At 37.8% G+C, this 14,004-nt stretch carries 14 protein-coding genes; 12 read left to right on the top strand and 2 right to left on the bottom strand.

What is annotated here, in order from left to right; all coding sequences use genetic code 11:
* Nucleotides 1-12: 12 nt before the first annotated feature.
* From treC to ACFX4G_RS13015, 6 genes are all read left to right on the top strand, one after another.
* Nucleotides 13-1,698 (top strand): alpha,alpha-phosphotrehalase, encoded by a 1,686-nt coding sequence (gene treC / locus ACFX4G_RS13040; protein ID WP_377575189.1) that lies wholly within the window; start codon nt 13-15, stop codon nt 1,696-1,698.
* Between the two features lie 87 nt (nt 1,699-1,785).
* Nucleotides 1,786-2,502, top strand: a complete 717-nt coding sequence (gene treR / locus ACFX4G_RS13035; RefSeq protein ID WP_013055666.1) for a trehalose operon repressor — start codon at nt 1,786-1,788, stop codon at nt 2,500-2,502.
* A 357-nt stretch (nt 2,503-2,859) separates the two neighbouring features.
* The gene (gene pxpB, locus ACFX4G_RS13030) at nt 2,860-3,582 is read left to right on the top strand and encodes a 5-oxoprolinase subunit PxpB (protein ID WP_162213693.1); all 723 of its coding nucleotides are present in this window, start codon (nt 2,860-2,862) and stop codon (nt 3,580-3,582) included.
* Nucleotides 3,572-4,570 carry a 5-oxoprolinase subunit C family protein gene (locus ACFX4G_RS13025; protein ID WP_097824202.1) on the top strand — a complete coding sequence of 333 codons (999 nt, stop codon included), beginning with the start codon at nt 3,572-3,574 and terminating at the stop codon, nt 4,568-4,570. The genes pxpB and ACFX4G_RS13025 overlap by 11 nt, the downstream gene beginning before the upstream one ends.
* Nucleotides 4,571-4,581: 11 nt before the next feature.
* Nucleotides 4,582-5,337 (top strand): LamB/YcsF family protein, encoded by a 756-nt coding sequence (locus ACFX4G_RS13020; protein WP_377575186.1) that lies wholly within the window; start codon nt 4,582-4,584, stop codon nt 5,335-5,337.
* Between the two features lie 9 nt (nt 5,338-5,346).
* On the top strand, nt 5,347-6,534 hold the full coding sequence (locus ACFX4G_RS13015; protein ID WP_162213694.1) for an NRAMP family divalent metal transporter: 1,188 nt from the start codon (nt 5,347-5,349) through the stop codon (nt 6,532-6,534).
* 42 nt (nt 6,535-6,576) lie between these two features.
* On the opposite strand, the gene trhA is transcribed toward ACFX4G_RS13015, so the two are convergent.
* A complete protein-coding gene (gene trhA / locus ACFX4G_RS13010; protein ID WP_013055671.1) occupies nt 6,577-7,227 on the bottom strand; it encodes a PAQR family membrane homeostasis protein TrhA in 651 nt (216 codons plus the stop codon).
* Between the two features lie 382 nt (nt 7,228-7,609).
* On the opposite strand from trhA, the gene ACFX4G_RS13005 reads away from it, so the two are divergent.
* The 4 genes from ACFX4G_RS13005 to ACFX4G_RS12990 all read left to right on the top strand — a co-directional run bounded on the left by ACFX4G_RS13005 (nt 7,610) and on the right by ACFX4G_RS12990 (nt 11,087).
* Nucleotides 7,610-8,248 (top strand): DUF1643 domain-containing protein, encoded by a 639-nt coding sequence (locus ACFX4G_RS13005; RefSeq protein ID WP_377575183.1) that lies wholly within the window; start codon nt 7,610-7,612, stop codon nt 8,246-8,248.
* A gap of 101 nt (nt 8,249-8,349) precedes the next feature.
* Nucleotides 8,350-8,769 carry a hypothetical protein gene (locus ACFX4G_RS13000; RefSeq protein WP_043980102.1) on the top strand — a complete coding sequence of 140 codons (420 nt, stop codon included), beginning with the start codon at nt 8,350-8,352 and terminating at the stop codon, nt 8,767-8,769.
* 464 nt (nt 8,770-9,233) lie between these two features.
* The gene (bluB, locus tag ACFX4G_RS12995) at nt 9,234-9,887 is read left to right on the top strand and encodes a 5,6-dimethylbenzimidazole synthase (RefSeq protein WP_013055676.1); all 654 of its coding nucleotides are present in this window, start codon (nt 9,234-9,236) and stop codon (nt 9,885-9,887) included.
* A gap of 168 nt (nt 9,888-10,055) precedes the next feature.
* Nucleotides 10,056-11,087 carry an AI-2E family transporter gene (locus ACFX4G_RS12990; protein ID WP_028407669.1) on the top strand — a complete coding sequence of 344 codons (1,032 nt, stop codon included), beginning with the start codon at nt 10,056-10,058 and terminating at the stop codon, nt 11,085-11,087.
* Here the strand turns inward: ACFX4G_RS12990 and ACFX4G_RS12985 are convergent.
* Nucleotides 11,084-11,962: a LysR family transcriptional regulator gene (locus tag ACFX4G_RS12985; RefSeq protein ID WP_043980098.1), complete on the bottom strand. Its 879-nt coding sequence runs from the start codon at nt 11,960-11,962 to the stop codon at nt 11,084-11,086. The two genes, ACFX4G_RS12990 and ACFX4G_RS12985, sit on opposite strands and share 4 nt — an antisense overlap.
* A 161-nt stretch (nt 11,963-12,123) precedes the next feature.
* Here ACFX4G_RS12985 and ACFX4G_RS12980 point away from each other — a divergent pair, with 161 nt between their 5' ends.
* Together ACFX4G_RS12980 and ACFX4G_RS12975 are read left to right on the top strand one after the other, a co-directional pair.
* Nucleotides 12,124-13,104 carry a zinc-binding dehydrogenase gene (locus ACFX4G_RS12980; RefSeq protein WP_028407670.1) on the top strand — a complete coding sequence of 327 codons (981 nt, stop codon included), beginning with the start codon at nt 12,124-12,126 and terminating at the stop codon, nt 13,102-13,104.
* A gap of 231 nt (nt 13,105-13,335) precedes the next feature.
* Nucleotides 13,336-13,902 (top strand): DedA family protein, encoded by a 567-nt coding sequence (locus tag ACFX4G_RS12975; RefSeq protein ID WP_230183675.1) that lies wholly within the window; start codon nt 13,336-13,338, stop codon nt 13,900-13,902.
* The last annotated feature ends 102 nt before the right edge of the window (nt 13,903-14,004 follow it).

Below are 14,004 nucleotides of genomic sequence, written 5' to 3'. Positions count from 1 at the left end.
GTGGTGTTAAAAATGCAAGAACCTTGGTGGAAAAAATCGGTTGTCTATCAAATTTATCCTAAAAGCTTTTACGATACGACTGGCAACGGCTTGGGTGATATAGCTGGTATTATTGAAAAGCTAGATTATTTGAAAAAGCTTGGCGTAGACGTTGTGTGGTTAACGCCAATTTATAAATCGCCGCAGCGGGATAATGGATATGATATAAGTGATTATTTTGTTATTCAAGAAGAATACGGAACAATGGAGGACTTCGATCGTTTAATAACAGAAGCGCATAAGCGGGATCTTAAAATCATCATGGATATTGTCGTTAATCATACGTCAACTGAACATAAATGGTTTCAAGAAGCTAAAAAATCGAAAGATAACCCGTACAGAGATTTTTATATTTGGAAAGATCAAAAAGAAGATGGAAGTGCTCCGACGAATTGGGTTTCAAAATTTGGAGGTTCGGCGTGGGAGCATGATAAGCTGACAGAACAATCCTATCTGCATTTGTTTGATGTCACGCAAGCGGATTTGAACTGGGAAAATGAGCGTGTGCGCCGCAGCGTGTACGATATGATGACGTTTTGGTTTGAAAAAGGAGTAGATGGATTTCGTCTGGACGTTATTAACTTAATTTCAAAAGATCAGCGCTTTTTAGATGATGATGGTTCTATCGCGCCAGGAGATGGACGGAAATTTTATACCGACGGTCCTCGCGTTCACGAATATATGCGAGAAATGAATCAAGAAGTTTTTTCAAAATACGATAGCATGACCGTTGGGGAAATGTCGTCGACAACTGTTGACCACTGTATTCAATATTCTCATCCGGACCGGGGCGAGCTTAGCATGACGTTTAATTTTCATCATTTGAAAGTCGATTACCCAAACGGAGAAAAGTGGGCGCTAGCAGATTTTGATTTTATTAAATTAAAAGAGATTCTATCAACTTGGCAAACGGAGATGAATAAAGGAGGGGGATGGAATGCACTATTTTGGTGCAACCATGATCAGCCTCGCGTTGTTTCCCGCTATGGAAACGATGAACTCTATCATAATAAATCTGCCAAAATGCTCGCTGCAACGATTCATCTGATGCAGGGAACACCTTATATTTATCAAGGGGAAGAAATAGGGATGACAAACCCGAAGTTTTCCTCTATTGATGAATATAGAGATGTGGAGTCATTAAATGTGTATGAGATAAAACGTGCACAAGGAATGAACGAAAATGAAATTTTGGAGATTTTAAAACATAAATCAAGAGATAATTCCCGTACACCGGTGCAATGGAGCGATGAGCCAAATGCAGGTTTTACAAAAGGAAAGCCGTGGATTAATCCAGCCGATAACTACCGTGAAATTAATGTGGAAAAAGCGTTAGATGATGAAGATTCAATTTTTTATTTTTATCAAAAGCTTATTGCACTGCGCAAGCAGTACGAGATTATCACCTATGGAAACTATGAATTGATTCTTGGAGAAGACGAGCAGATTTTTGCTTATATCCGAAATGGAGCAGATGAAAAGCTGTTGGTTATAAACAATTTCTACGGCAGCGAAACGACTTTTAAACTGCCAGAAAATCTAACTTTTGAAGAATATCATAGTGAAATATTGCTGTCTAACTACGAAGATTCATCAAAGGAATTCAAGCAAGTCTTCCTTCGGCCGTATGAATCAATCGTGTATCATTTAAAAAAATAGAGAAAAAGTAAAAAGAACGATGGGTGACAATCTATCGTTCTTTTTATACAATTGGGTATATATAGAAAGTAAAATAGGTGATGGCAATTGAAAGAAAATAAATTTATCAGCATTTACGAACAGTTAGTCGATAAAATTAAACGCGGTGACTGGCGTCCTAATACAAAACTTCCTTCTGAAAATGAACTTGTTGAACAGTATCAAACGTCTCGTGAAACGATACGGAAAGCGTTAAATTTACTTTCACAAAATGGGTACATTCAAAAAATGAAAGGAAAAGGCTCATTTGTATTGGACGTATCACGCTTTGATTTTCCAGTATCAGGACTTGTTAGCTTCAAAGAAGTAGCGGAAAAGCTGGGACATACATCGACCACTATTGTAAAAGAGTTTGAATTAGTCAAGGCCGATCAAGACCTGTGCACACAGCTTGGGGCGACGAAAAAAGATCTTATATGGAAAGTGGTTCGAGCGCGGGAAATCGATGGGGAGAAAATTATTTTAGATAAAGATTTTTTTCATAAAAAGTATGTTCCTCACCTCACAAAAGACATATGTAAAGGCTCTATTTATGAATACTTAGAAAAAGATCTTGGGCTGAAAATAAGCTTTGCCAAAAAAGAAATTTCCGTTGACGAGCTGACGGACGAAGATAAGTGTTACTTAGATTTAAAAGACTATGAACATATTGTGGTAGTAAGAAACTATGTGTATTTAGAAGATGCAAGCCTTTTTCAATATACGGAATCACGTCATCGTCTGGATAAGTTTCGTTTTGTAGATTTTGCCCGCAGAGGTATATAATGGTTCACTGCCTATAAGTTTTATCTTTTTGTTCATGTTTACAAAAAAACTGCTTTGGTATAAAAAACAAAGCAGTTTTTTTATGGGGAAAATTGAAAAAACGTGATCCTTTTGACGATAAAATTTTAAAAAGGTTGAATTTTTCTTTGGAGTTTGTTTTAGTAGAACATAAGATTATTTTATATTTATATAATGTTATCCATACAGGATAGGGATTTATTGTTCTTTTTTTTATTAGGTATATAAGAAATTATTATTCGAAAACAACAATTCCATTAGTAATTCTAATGAATGTATCTAACTACAGCATTAAAGGGAGCTGCTCAAACAATACTAAGTAAAAAAGGAGGAGACGGAATGAGTCACGATTATCGACTTTATCCTCTTGGTGACAGCGGCATTGTCGTTTCATTTGGAGACGAAATTAATTTCGGCATACATAAACGTATTCAGCAATTTACTGAGGTACTAGAGCAATCATTATGTAAGGGGATGATTGAATATGTGCCGGCTTTTACAACAGTTACAATTTATTATGACCCTTGGGTAATGAGTGAAAAAGGAAGAAGAAATCCTTACACAGCAATATCTACATATATTGAAGAGCTGCTTTTCCGCCAGGAAGAAAAATCTGAAGCGGTCGCTAGACAAATTGAAATTCCGGTGTGTTACGGAGGAAAGTACGGCCCGGACTTAGAGAGGGTAGCCGCTTTTCATTCATTAACGCCTGATGAAGTTATCTCCATTCATACAAATGGAGAATATTTGGTGTATATGCTAGGCTTTGCTCCTGGTTTTCCTTACTTGGGAGGGATGAGCGAAGAAATTGCGACTCCAAGAAAAGAATCACCGAGAAACAGCATCCCAAAAGGGTCAGTTGGCATCGCAGGAATGCAAACCGGCGTGTACCCAATTGAGACACCTGGAGGGTGGCAGTTAATCGGGCGTACTCCTCTTACACTATTTAACCCCAAAAATGATTCGCCAAGCTTGCTTCAAGCAGGTGATCGTATCCGGTTTGTTTCCATTTCTGAAACAGAATATGAAGCCCAAAAGGAGGTGGATGAAGATGAGTATTAAAGTGATACGTCCCGGTTTATTAACAACGATTCAAGATATCGGCAGACATGGATATCAAAAGGACGGCATGATTGTCAGCGGGGCAATGGACAAAGTTGCTTTAAGGATTGCCAACTTATTAGTAGGAAATCAAGAAAATCAGCCGGTTATTGAAATTACGTTAATGGGGCCAAAAATTGAATTTCAGCAAGATGCTTTGATTGCCCTGACGGGAGGGGATTTATCGCCAACTGTTAATGATGAAGCCGTAAAGATGTGGCGGCCTTTATATGTGAAAAAAGGGAGCGTGCTACAGTTTGGCGTTCCGACTTTAGGGTGCCGTTCTTATTTATCGGTTTCCGGTGCTTTTAATGTTCCTGCAGTTATGGGAAGTACATCTACTTCACTTCGCGCTCGGATAGGCGGGCTGCACGGTAAAGCATTACAGTCAGGGGACGAAGTATTAAGCCACCCTCCTACAGAAACGGGGGAAGCAATTATAAAGAAATTGGTGAAAAAGCAAACGGACCGCTCTTTTCAGCAGGCTTTTTGGACGATTCATCCTAAACTTCTTCCTTCATACGAGACGCCTATTATCCGCACGATGAAAGGTGCAGAATTTGATTGGTTTACAAAAGAAAGTCAACAGCATTTCTTTAATCAAGAATTTGACGTTACCCCTCAATCTGACCGCATGGGCTATAGGCTAAAAGGAAAGAAATTAGTCCTTGGTCAAGAAAAAGAGCTGCTCTCTAGCGCTGTGACGTTCGGTACGATTCAAGTACCAAAAGAAGGACAGCCCATTGTTTTATTAGCAGATCATCAAACGACAGGAGGATATCCTAGAATCGGACAGGTAGCAACTGCAGATTTTTCAGCGCTGGCGCAAATTTCTCCAGGGAAAAAGATTTCTTTTCAAGCAATTTCACTGGATGAAGCACAGCATTTATATATGGAGCAGGAAAAGAAAATAAATCATATTAAAAGAGCACTTCGAATGAAAATATAAGGGGGACGAAGATGGCTACCGTTGATTTGAACTGTGACTTAGGGGAGAGCTTTGGGAACTATAGATTAGGAAATGATAAAAAAATTTTACGCTATGTAACGTCAGCAAACATTGCTTGTGGCTTTCATGCCGGAGATCCTTCGGTTATGAGAGAAACAGTAAAGCTGGCTTTGAGTGAAAATGTGGCGATTGGCGCCCACCCCGGATTGCAAGATTTAGCTGGATTTGGACGTAGATATATGAAAATTATGCCTCGAGAAGCTTATGATTTAATGGTGTATCAAATGGGGGCTCTTTCAGCTTTTATACGTGCAGAAGGAGGGACCCTTCATCATGTGAAACCTCATGGCGCTTTATATAATATGGCTGCAGGGGATCGAGACATAGCTAAAGCTATTGCTGAAGCTGTTTATAATGTTAGTGAGGAAGCTATTCTATATGGTTTGGCTGGAAGTGAATTGATTAAAGTCGGAAACGAAATGGGCTTGCGTACGTCTCAGGAAGTATTTGCAGATCGAACCTATCAACAGAACGGCATGCTGACGCCGAGAAACGTTGAAAACGCCGTGATTCAAGATGAAGGAGCGGCTATTTCTCAAGTAATTAAAATGGTCAAAGAAAAGAAAGTGTTTACTGTGCAAAATGAAGAGATTCCCATTCAAGCAGATACCGTTTGTATTCATGGAGACGGTGCACATGCTGTTGAATTTGCCAAAGCTATTTGTGACAAGCTAAAAGAAGAACAAATCATTATTCAACCACAATGAGGTGACATCATGAAAAAAGAGCGCAACTGGAGCGTGCTGCTCGGAGCAGCATTTTTAATGGCTACTTCAGCAGTGGGTCCAGGTTTTTTAACTCAAACAACAGTCTTTACACAAGCACTCGCCGCAAGTTTTGGTTTTGTCATTTTACTGTCGATTTTATTAGACATTGGCGTTCAGCTAAACGTATGGCGTATTATTGCCGTTTCAGAAAAAAGAGCACAGGATATCGCTAACAGTGTTTTGCCAGGTCTCGGCTTATTTATTGCTATTTTAATTGTAATCGGAGGCTTAGCATTTAATATTGGAAATGTAGGAGGAGCGGGTCTTGGCTTCAATGCGCTATTTGGTATTTCCCCTAAAGCCGGTGCAGTCATTACAGCCATCATTTCTATCGCAATTTTTTTAGTCAAAGAAGCCGGAAAATTAATGGATCGATTTGCTCAATTAATGGGCGGAATATTAATTATTTTAATGGTGTATGTGGCTATTTCGTCCGCTCCCCCAGTAGGAGAAGCAGTCTCTAAATCATTTTGGCCGGAGCACATTGACGTAATGGCGATTGTTACTCTTGTAGGAGGAACGGTAGGAGGATATATTACATTTGCAGGAGGTCACCGTTTATTAGATGCAGGAATTAAAGGAAAAGCCGCGATTCCTGAAGTAACAAGAGGAGCAGTATCTGGTATTACGATTGCTTCGATCATTCGAATTTTTCTATTTTTAGCGACATTAGGTGTGTTGAGTCAAGGGTTAAAACTGAATCCTGATAATCCACCAGCCTCTGTTTTTCAGTTAGCCGCAGGGGATATTGGCTATAAATTATTCGGTGTCGTCATGGCAGCAGCGGCTATCACTTCAGTTATTGGTTCAGCATATACATCGGTTTCCTTTGTTAAATCCTTCAGCAAAAGGATTGAGAAATATGAAAACTGGATTATCATTGCCTTTATTACGATTTCAACCCTAGTTTTCCTAACGATTGGCCAGCCGGTCACTCTGCTTATTTTAGCTGGAGCATTAAATGGGTTAATCTTACCTATTACACTCGGAACAATGCTTATAGCGGCGTATAAAAAGAAGATAGTAGGCGATTACAAGCATCCGACTTGGCTTACCATTTTTGGCGGTTTTGTGGTCGTTATTATGGCTGTGCTAGGAGTCTATACGCTTGTGACTCAAATGGCAAAACTGTGGTAAGGAATTCTATAACCAATTAAAAAAGGGCCAGAGGGCCCTTTTTTAATTGGTTATAGGCAATACATATAAAATGATTGCTAAAAAGTGGAGTACGGTTCCGCCAAGAACAAACATATGCCAAATCATATGATGAAAACGAAATCCTCGCCATACGTAAAAAACGGCCCCGATTGTATACAACACGCCTCCAACTACGAGAAGGACAATTCCTTGATGGGCAATGTTTTGAGTTAACGAATCCCAAGCAAACACAATCATCCATCCCATAAATACGTAAAGAATGGTAGAAATAAAAAGGAATTTCTTTACAAAAAAAGCTTTGAATACAATTCCTGCAAGAGCGATGCCCCATACAATTCCAAAAAGTGTCCAGCCGGTGGTTCCTTTTACTGCGATAAATAAAAATGGAGTGTACGTACCGGCAATAAACAAATAAATAGAAGAGTGGTCAAATATCTCAAAAAGATCTTTTACCTTACCTTCCGGAAAACTATGGACAAGCGTAGAGGAGACATAGAGAAGCAGCATGGTTACTCCGTAAATAGTAAAACTGATAACATGCCAAGGCGTTCCTTCTAACGAAGAAAGTACGATTAAAAGCGTTAATCCAACAATGCTGAGTACGGCTCCAACGCCGTGTGTAATCGCATTTGCAATTTCTTCTCCTCTTGTAAATGTGTGTGTAGTAGCCATTTACAAAATCCTTTCTTTACACAAATTTATCTTCTATTTTCTCAGAGGATCAGGTTTGAACATACCTGCTGAGAAAAAATCCGTAACTGTCAAAAACATGAGTGAAAAAGTCATTGGTTATTTCTTTATTATAGACCATTCTTTTGATTTTATCTATTTTGATTGGAGGGCCGAAAAGAGGAAAGATATATATGTGAATATTCACTAGCTGTAAAAAGCATGTATAGAAGAAAAAATTGCTTTTTGAAAAAATGGAAGAAAAGTTGTCATGAAGGCATGATTTTGAAATACATATAAAATAAAACTTTTAACAGTCAAGGTTACGATTACTGCTTAGCTCATTTGCAATAGATAAGTAACAAGATTGTAAGAAGGCAGGGGGATGGAAGCAGTGAAAAAAGAAGTTATTTTTGATGAAACAGGCAAATACAAATACTCTCTATTATGCAAATGGAGTGAAGTAAACGAACGTAAACTTACGTTTATCTTGTCATTTCCAGAAAATACGTATGAATACAGCGACGATACAGCTGTATCCAAATGCATAGAACTGGCGCAAAAGTGGGGATTTGGAGTTTTAGAAATCGTTTATTTATTCAGCTATCAAACCGATCATGTTTCGTTTTTACGCATGCTTTCAAAAGAAGAAGCTGTTGGAACAAGAGCAGGTGAGTATATTCAAAAAGCAGTGGAAGATGCTGAACTGGTTGTGGTAGCTTGGGGTGATCATGGAAGCATTTATAACCGACAAGAAGAAGTAGAACGCTTTTTGAAACACAAGCCGGTATACTGTTTTGGAAAAACGAAGCAGCAATTTCCTCGCCATATTTTATCCGTCGTGCACCGCACAGAATTACAAAAATACGAAATGCCGGCTAATCGTGAAGAGTCGGAAGAAGTTTCTTCGTTTATTGAAGACATAGATCAAAGTTTTGGTGGAGAGGATTATTCTCCAATTAAACAACTAACAGAAGAAGAACCGCTTATGTTTATTGAAGACATTGCCAGTATGTATCGGTAAAAAGAAGAAGCGAGGTTTATATTCCTCGCTTTTTCGTTAGTATAAAACACCAAGTTTTGTCATATGGTTGTATCAAGAAGCGTGTGTGAAGGGGGAACTTTATGAAGTTAAATGAAGTATTGCACCGCATCACAACTATTTATAATGAGTTAGAAGAAGAGTGCTTTCAATATATAGGGACTGTGATCAACGAAAATGCAGAGCTGGATATTTCTCGTCTAGAAGAATTAAGTACGCTGTTAAACTTCGTATATGAATGCTCGGAGGATGTATTAGTAGGTTCTATTTTAACAAAATTGGATTATGGACAACCCATTTATCAATTTGCTATGTTAAAGCCTATTTCCCTTGAAGGAAATGAAGATAAGTTAGACATTTTATATGAAGAAAAGGTAAAAGTAGAAAGAGCTATTCTAGATGTGTATACAGCTCAGCGAAAGAAGTTATTGACTCAAGCAGCTGAAGACTTAAAAGAACTGCACTACGAGCTGCAGACCTATGTGTATGCTTGCAACATATAAATGAATCTGTTGAAATGGCAAGGCATATATACAAATAAAAGGGAACATGTTAGGATAAGTAAAAAGAACTCCTAATCAAAGAGTTCTTTTTATTGTAAAATATATGATTTTGAACTAGCAAAGCATAAAGACGGTGGTAATGGCAGTTACCCTTTTCTTTGTGCTTTTTTTATCCGATTGTGTTGATGATACTGCTTACTGCGTTAAAAAAGTTCATAAGTACCTCGTTTAGCATGTAATGTGCCTCCTCTCTTACTAAATATGTACAATCAAATTATCCAATTGTGTTAATGATGCTGCTTACCGCGTTAAATAAGTTCATTAAAACGTCGTTGAACATGTTTGCAACCTCCTTTATGATAGATTCATATAGTAATACGAGAAAACATAAAGTTTGGATCACATTTTTTTAATGTTTTTTTAGAAAAATAGTTAAAAAGAGAATTTAATGGAGGTTGAAGAAGATGAATTCGTTTACAAACGACGAAAAGCAAGCGGTGTACAAAGCGATTTACGGAAGAAGAGATGTACGAACATTTTTGTCTGATGAGATTCCGAATGAAACGGTTTATAACATTCTGCAGGCTGCTCACAGCGGACCTTCCGTCGGGTTTATGCAGCCTTGGAATTTTATATTAGTATCTGATACAGAAGTGAAAAATAAACTTGCCTGGGCAGCAGATAAAGAGAGAAGAGCACTGGCTATTCATTATGAAGGTGAAAAGAAAGAAGATTTTTTAGAGCTCAAGATTCAAGGATTAAAAGAAGCGCCGTTAACTATTTGCGTAACGTGTGATCCAACAAGAGGGGGCTCTCATGTTCTCGGAAGAAACTCAATTCCAGAAACCGATATGATGTCAACTGCGTGTGCGATTCAAAATATGTGGCTTGCTTCATATGCAGAAGGACTGGCAATGGGGTGGGTAAGTTTTTATAAGAAAAATGATGTACGTGACATTTTACATATTCCTCCTCATATTGATCCTGTAGCGCTTATGTCAATTGGCTATACAGATAAATATCCTGAGAAACCAATCTTAGAACAAGCTAACTGGGAAAAAAGAAGGGATTTAGACAAGCTAATTTATCATAATGTATGGGAAAATGAAAAAGAATAGCGGAGAGAAAATAAAGACATACTAAAAAGCGCCGAAATATAGTAAAATTTGAATATTAAATGATACACTATATATAGCGAAAGCGGATATGAACGTCTAGCGTATCCGTTTTATTTATATGTATACAAATGACTTGGGAAAAAGAGAGATAGGAGAATTGAAGGTTTCATGAATATTGCAAGAAGTTGGCTTCACAACAAACTTACTATTCGCATCATTACGCTTATTATCATTACAGTTTTACTTGTCAGCATTAGAAGTATGCTTCAGCTGCTGTTATTTACGTTTATTTTCACCTTTTTAATTGGTCGTCTTCAACAAACGTTAAGAAGAAAGCTTCCGCTTAATTCAACGCTTATACTCATCGTCATCTATATCGCACTGATTGGGGCGCTCGGTATTGTAGGATATGTATATATCCCGGTTATTATGACGCAAGTTACTGAGCTTGTACAGAAGCTGATGTATTTTTACAAACACCCCCCTGATAATACATTCGTCACCTATATTATCGATAATCTAAAGAGATTCAAATCACCAGAGAATATTCAGCAGAATATTGATTTAGTATACAGCTATTTATCTAATATTGGAAAAGTAAGTGCACAAGTTTTCTTAGCACTCTTGTTAAGCCTATTCTTTTTACTTGAAAAGTCGCGGATTCACCGATTATTTGTCCAACTGGAACAATCTAGGCTGGGCTGGTTTTTCAAAGAAGCTGGCTATTTGGGGAGAAAATTTGTTAATTCCTTCGGCAAGGTAATAGAAGTTCAGTTTATTATCGCTTTTGTGAACAGCATTTTGTCCGTTATTGCGCTGTGGGTGTTAGGGTTTCCTAATTTGCTTGCACTTGGCGTTATGGTCTTTCTACTAGGGCTAGTGCCGGTTCTTGGGGTATTTGTTTCACTCATTCCACTTTGTACAATCGCTTACAGTTTAGGAGGCGGTGTAAAAGTACTATCTGTGTTAATTATGGTGGTAGTACTTCACGCACTTGAAAGCTATGTATTAAATCCAAAGCTCATGTCATCTAAAACAAACTTGCCAACGTTCATTACGTTTATCATTTTAGTGTTTGGTGAACACTTCTTGGGCGTATGGGGGCTAATTCTTGGTATTCCTATTTTTATTTTCTTTTTAGATTTAGTAGGCGTAGATTCAGCACAGCAACTGTCAAAAAAAGAAACCTCCGCAGACTAGTCTGCAGAGGTTTCTTTTTTTAAGCAGCGTATCGTTTTTTGAATAGTAGGATGATCGCGATGCTTAAGTTTATAAGCAAGAAAGATCTGATTTTTTACTGCTAAATGTTCAAGTTCGATTTTTACTTTTTTTTCTCGAAGCGCTTCTTGAATTAAATAGCGGGGGAGCAGGCTGATTCCCATGTGATGCTGAATGGCTTTTAACACCGTTTGAAGATTTGGAATCACGTGATGAGGCTGAATTTCAGGTCGTTTTTTAAAATGCTGCCGCCAAAAACGTCTAATAATAGGAAGTTCAAGACCATAGCTAATCCACCGCTGGTTGTATAAAAACTCTTCTACGTCTTTACTAGCTGTCATTTCAAAAGAAGGAGGGACGGTTAAGACAAACTCTTCTTCTTCAATGACCGTATATTCAATTCCAGGTATTTGCAATCTTTGGGTTGTAATCGCAATATCAATTTCGTCGCTTTGTATCTTTTCAAGCAAAACAGAAGCAATACCAAACTGGCTGTAGCAGCGGATGCCTGCATCTTTTATTCTTTCTAAAGCTTGTTCGGTAAAATACTCTACGGGAGAACCAATTTTTACGACCGGCAGCGCGTCGGGAGATGAAGCGGTCATTTTTAATTCAATTGAAGCAGCTTCTAGACTTTCAATTAACGGGACAATACGCGTGTACAGTTCTTTACCTTTTTCTGTTGGAATCATTTTTCTCGGTGCACGGATAAATAAACCTTCCCCTATTTCAGCTTCTAAAGCAGCTAAGTGCTGACTCATGGCCGGCTGCGTTAAGATCCTCGCTCTGGCTGCTTCAGAAACGGATCGATATTTGTAAATGCTAATAAAGCTGCGATACCATTCAAAATCAATCATTTATGCTATCCTTTCTTATAAATTTATTTATGGATATCTATTTATTTTCTAATTTGTATTATAGACAAGCTCTCTTTAAAATAAAAATAGTAAGCAAATCATTTTTAGATAAAATAATAAAAGCAACGCTAGGCAAATGATTTAAAAAGGAGAGTTAGACTGTGAAAGCATTATTATTGCAAGATAAAAATAAATGGACAGAAATGAAAGTAGAAGAAATAGAAAAACCTCTTCCAAATAAAGGGGAAGTAGTAGTTGAAGTTCACGCAGTGGGACTTAATCCCGTAGATTATAAAACGGCTACTAATGGAAATCCTTATTGGACATATCCTCACATTCTAGGTTTAGATGTAGCTGGGACAATTGATGAAGTTGGAGAAGGAGTAGTTGACTGGAAAAAAGGAGACCGCGTTGTCTATCACGGGGACTTTATGAAAAAAGGCGGATATGCTGAATATGCGGTTACAACTGCTCATTCAATTTCGCGCATTCCTGACGCTGTTACATTTGAAGAAGCTGCTGCTTTGCCTACTGCAGGTTACACAGCGTATGAAGCACTATTTCGTAAACTTCCAATGAACCATATTCAAACCATCTTAATTCATGGAGGAGCTGGAGGCGTAGGAGGCTTTGGCGTGCAGCTTGCTAAAAACGCTGGAAAAACCGTTTTCTCAACAGCTTCAGCACATAATCATGAGTATGTGAAGTCGTTAGGAGCTGATTATGTAATTGATTATCGCGAGGAAAACGTCGCGGAAAAAGTATTGGAGCTGACAAATGGCCGCGGCGTAGATGCTGTGCTTGACACGGTGAGCGCAAAGAACGCAACGGATTCTTTAGATATGATTGCCTATAGAGGACATTTAGCACATATTGCTGGTGCACCTGATTATACAAAAGTAAAGCCTTTTACAAAGGTGATTTCTTATCATGAAGTAGCTTTAAATGCTGCACACCACATTGATGACATGATTGCGCAAGCGGATTTAGCAAAAATGGGCGATGAGCTTTTAGCATTAGTAGCAGAGAAGAAAGTAGCTCCGATGATTGAGCGCATTATCTCGTTAAAAGAAGTGCCAAGTGCATTAGAAGAGCTTTCAAAACGCCATGTGAAAGGGAAAATCATTGCTAAAGTTAAATAATAGCAGAAAAAAACTCTTTTATTATAACTAATAAAAGAGTTTTTTTCTGCTATTTTCTTTTTTTGCGTTACTTCACTTATGAACTGCATATGATAGAAGATAATCGAATATAGCAAACGGGTGCGTATGAGCTTTTTTTACTAGTAAAATTGCTTTGAAATCGTGAAATTTTGAATAGTTTGAGTTATGATGAAAGAACGTGAAATTTGTATGATTGAAAGGAGAAAAAAGGTGCAAGGGTTTATTGATTTTGTACAAAATTTAGGCATAGTGGGCATCTTTATTGCTACAGCAATCGAAGCTGCGGCAATTCCTTTTCCGTGTACGTTATCGATTTTGCTTATTGGCTCGGTGCTGCAGCTCTCAATATGGAAAATCCTTATTGTTTCAGCTGTCAATACCGTTATTTATATCGCATTCAACTATATTCCGTTCGTTATGGGATACAGGTTTGAATCTATTACCAAGCGCTGGTTTGGTGAAAAAAATATAAAACGTGCCCAAAAATGGTTTCATAAATATGGAAAATGGAGTATTACGATTTCCCGTCCCATCAGTATCGCAAACTATATAACCTATTTGGCAGGTCTTAGTAAAATCAAATCTAGGGACTTTGTTTTATACAGCACCTTAGGTATTTTTCCGTGGTTTGTTTTCTTGCTCTATGTAGGAGGACTTGGAGATATTGAAAAAATCCAAAAATATTTGCATGATGTTGATCGTTTAATATTTGTTATTCTCGTAATCGGAGTGATAGTTGGTGCAGGCTGGTGGATGAAAAAGAGAAAAGATACATAAAAAAGGATCTGCCTAAATAAGCACTATCTTAAAATAAGAGAGTTTTTAAATTAAGGTTTTCATAATTCAAAAGAGCCGCCTCTGAGCCGAGTTTTCGACTTA

Origin of the sequence: Priestia sp. YIM B13486, assembly GCF_042787865.1 — a bacterium.
Taxonomy (GTDB): Bacteria; Bacillota; Bacilli; order Bacillales; family Bacillaceae_H; genus Priestia; species Priestia megaterium.
This window is presented reverse-complemented; position numbering and strand designations above follow the sequence as displayed.

Bases quoted from the DNA above. Each gene is read 5' to 3' on its own strand.
- pxpB (WP_162213693.1), top strand. From the start codon at position 2,860: ATGAGTCACGATTATCGACTTTATCCTCTTGGTGACAGCGGCATTGTC.
- ACFX4G_RS13025 (WP_097824202.1), top strand. From the start codon at position 3,572: ATGAGTATTAAAGTGATACGTCCCGGTTTATTAACAACGATTCAAGAT.
- ACFX4G_RS13005 (WP_377575183.1), top strand. From the start codon at position 7,610: ATGGAAGCAGTGAAAAAAGAAGTTATTTTTGATGAAACAGGCAAATAC.
- ACFX4G_RS12990 (WP_028407669.1), top strand. From the start codon at position 10,056: ATGAATATTGCAAGAAGTTGGCTTCACAACAAACTTACTATTCGCATC.
- trhA (WP_013055671.1), bottom strand. From the start codon at position 7,227: ATGGCTACTACACACACATTTACAAGAGGAGAAGAAATTGCAAATGCG.
- ACFX4G_RS13020 (WP_377575186.1), top strand. From the start codon at position 4,582: ATGGCTACCGTTGATTTGAACTGTGACTTAGGGGAGAGCTTTGGGAAC.
- treC (WP_377575189.1), top strand. From the start codon at position 13: ATGCAAGAACCTTGGTGGAAAAAATCGGTTGTCTATCAAATTTATCCT.
- bluB (WP_013055676.1), top strand. From the start codon at position 9,234: ATGAATTCGTTTACAAACGACGAAAAGCAAGCGGTGTACAAAGCGATT.
- ACFX4G_RS12985 (WP_043980098.1), bottom strand. From the start codon at position 11,962: ATGATTGATTTTGAATGGTATCGCAGCTTTATTAGCATTTACAAATAT.
- ACFX4G_RS13015 (WP_162213694.1), top strand. From the start codon at position 5,347: ATGAAAAAAGAGCGCAACTGGAGCGTGCTGCTCGGAGCAGCATTTTTA.
- ACFX4G_RS13000 (WP_043980102.1), top strand. From the start codon at position 8,350: ATGAAGTTAAATGAAGTATTGCACCGCATCACAACTATTTATAATGAG.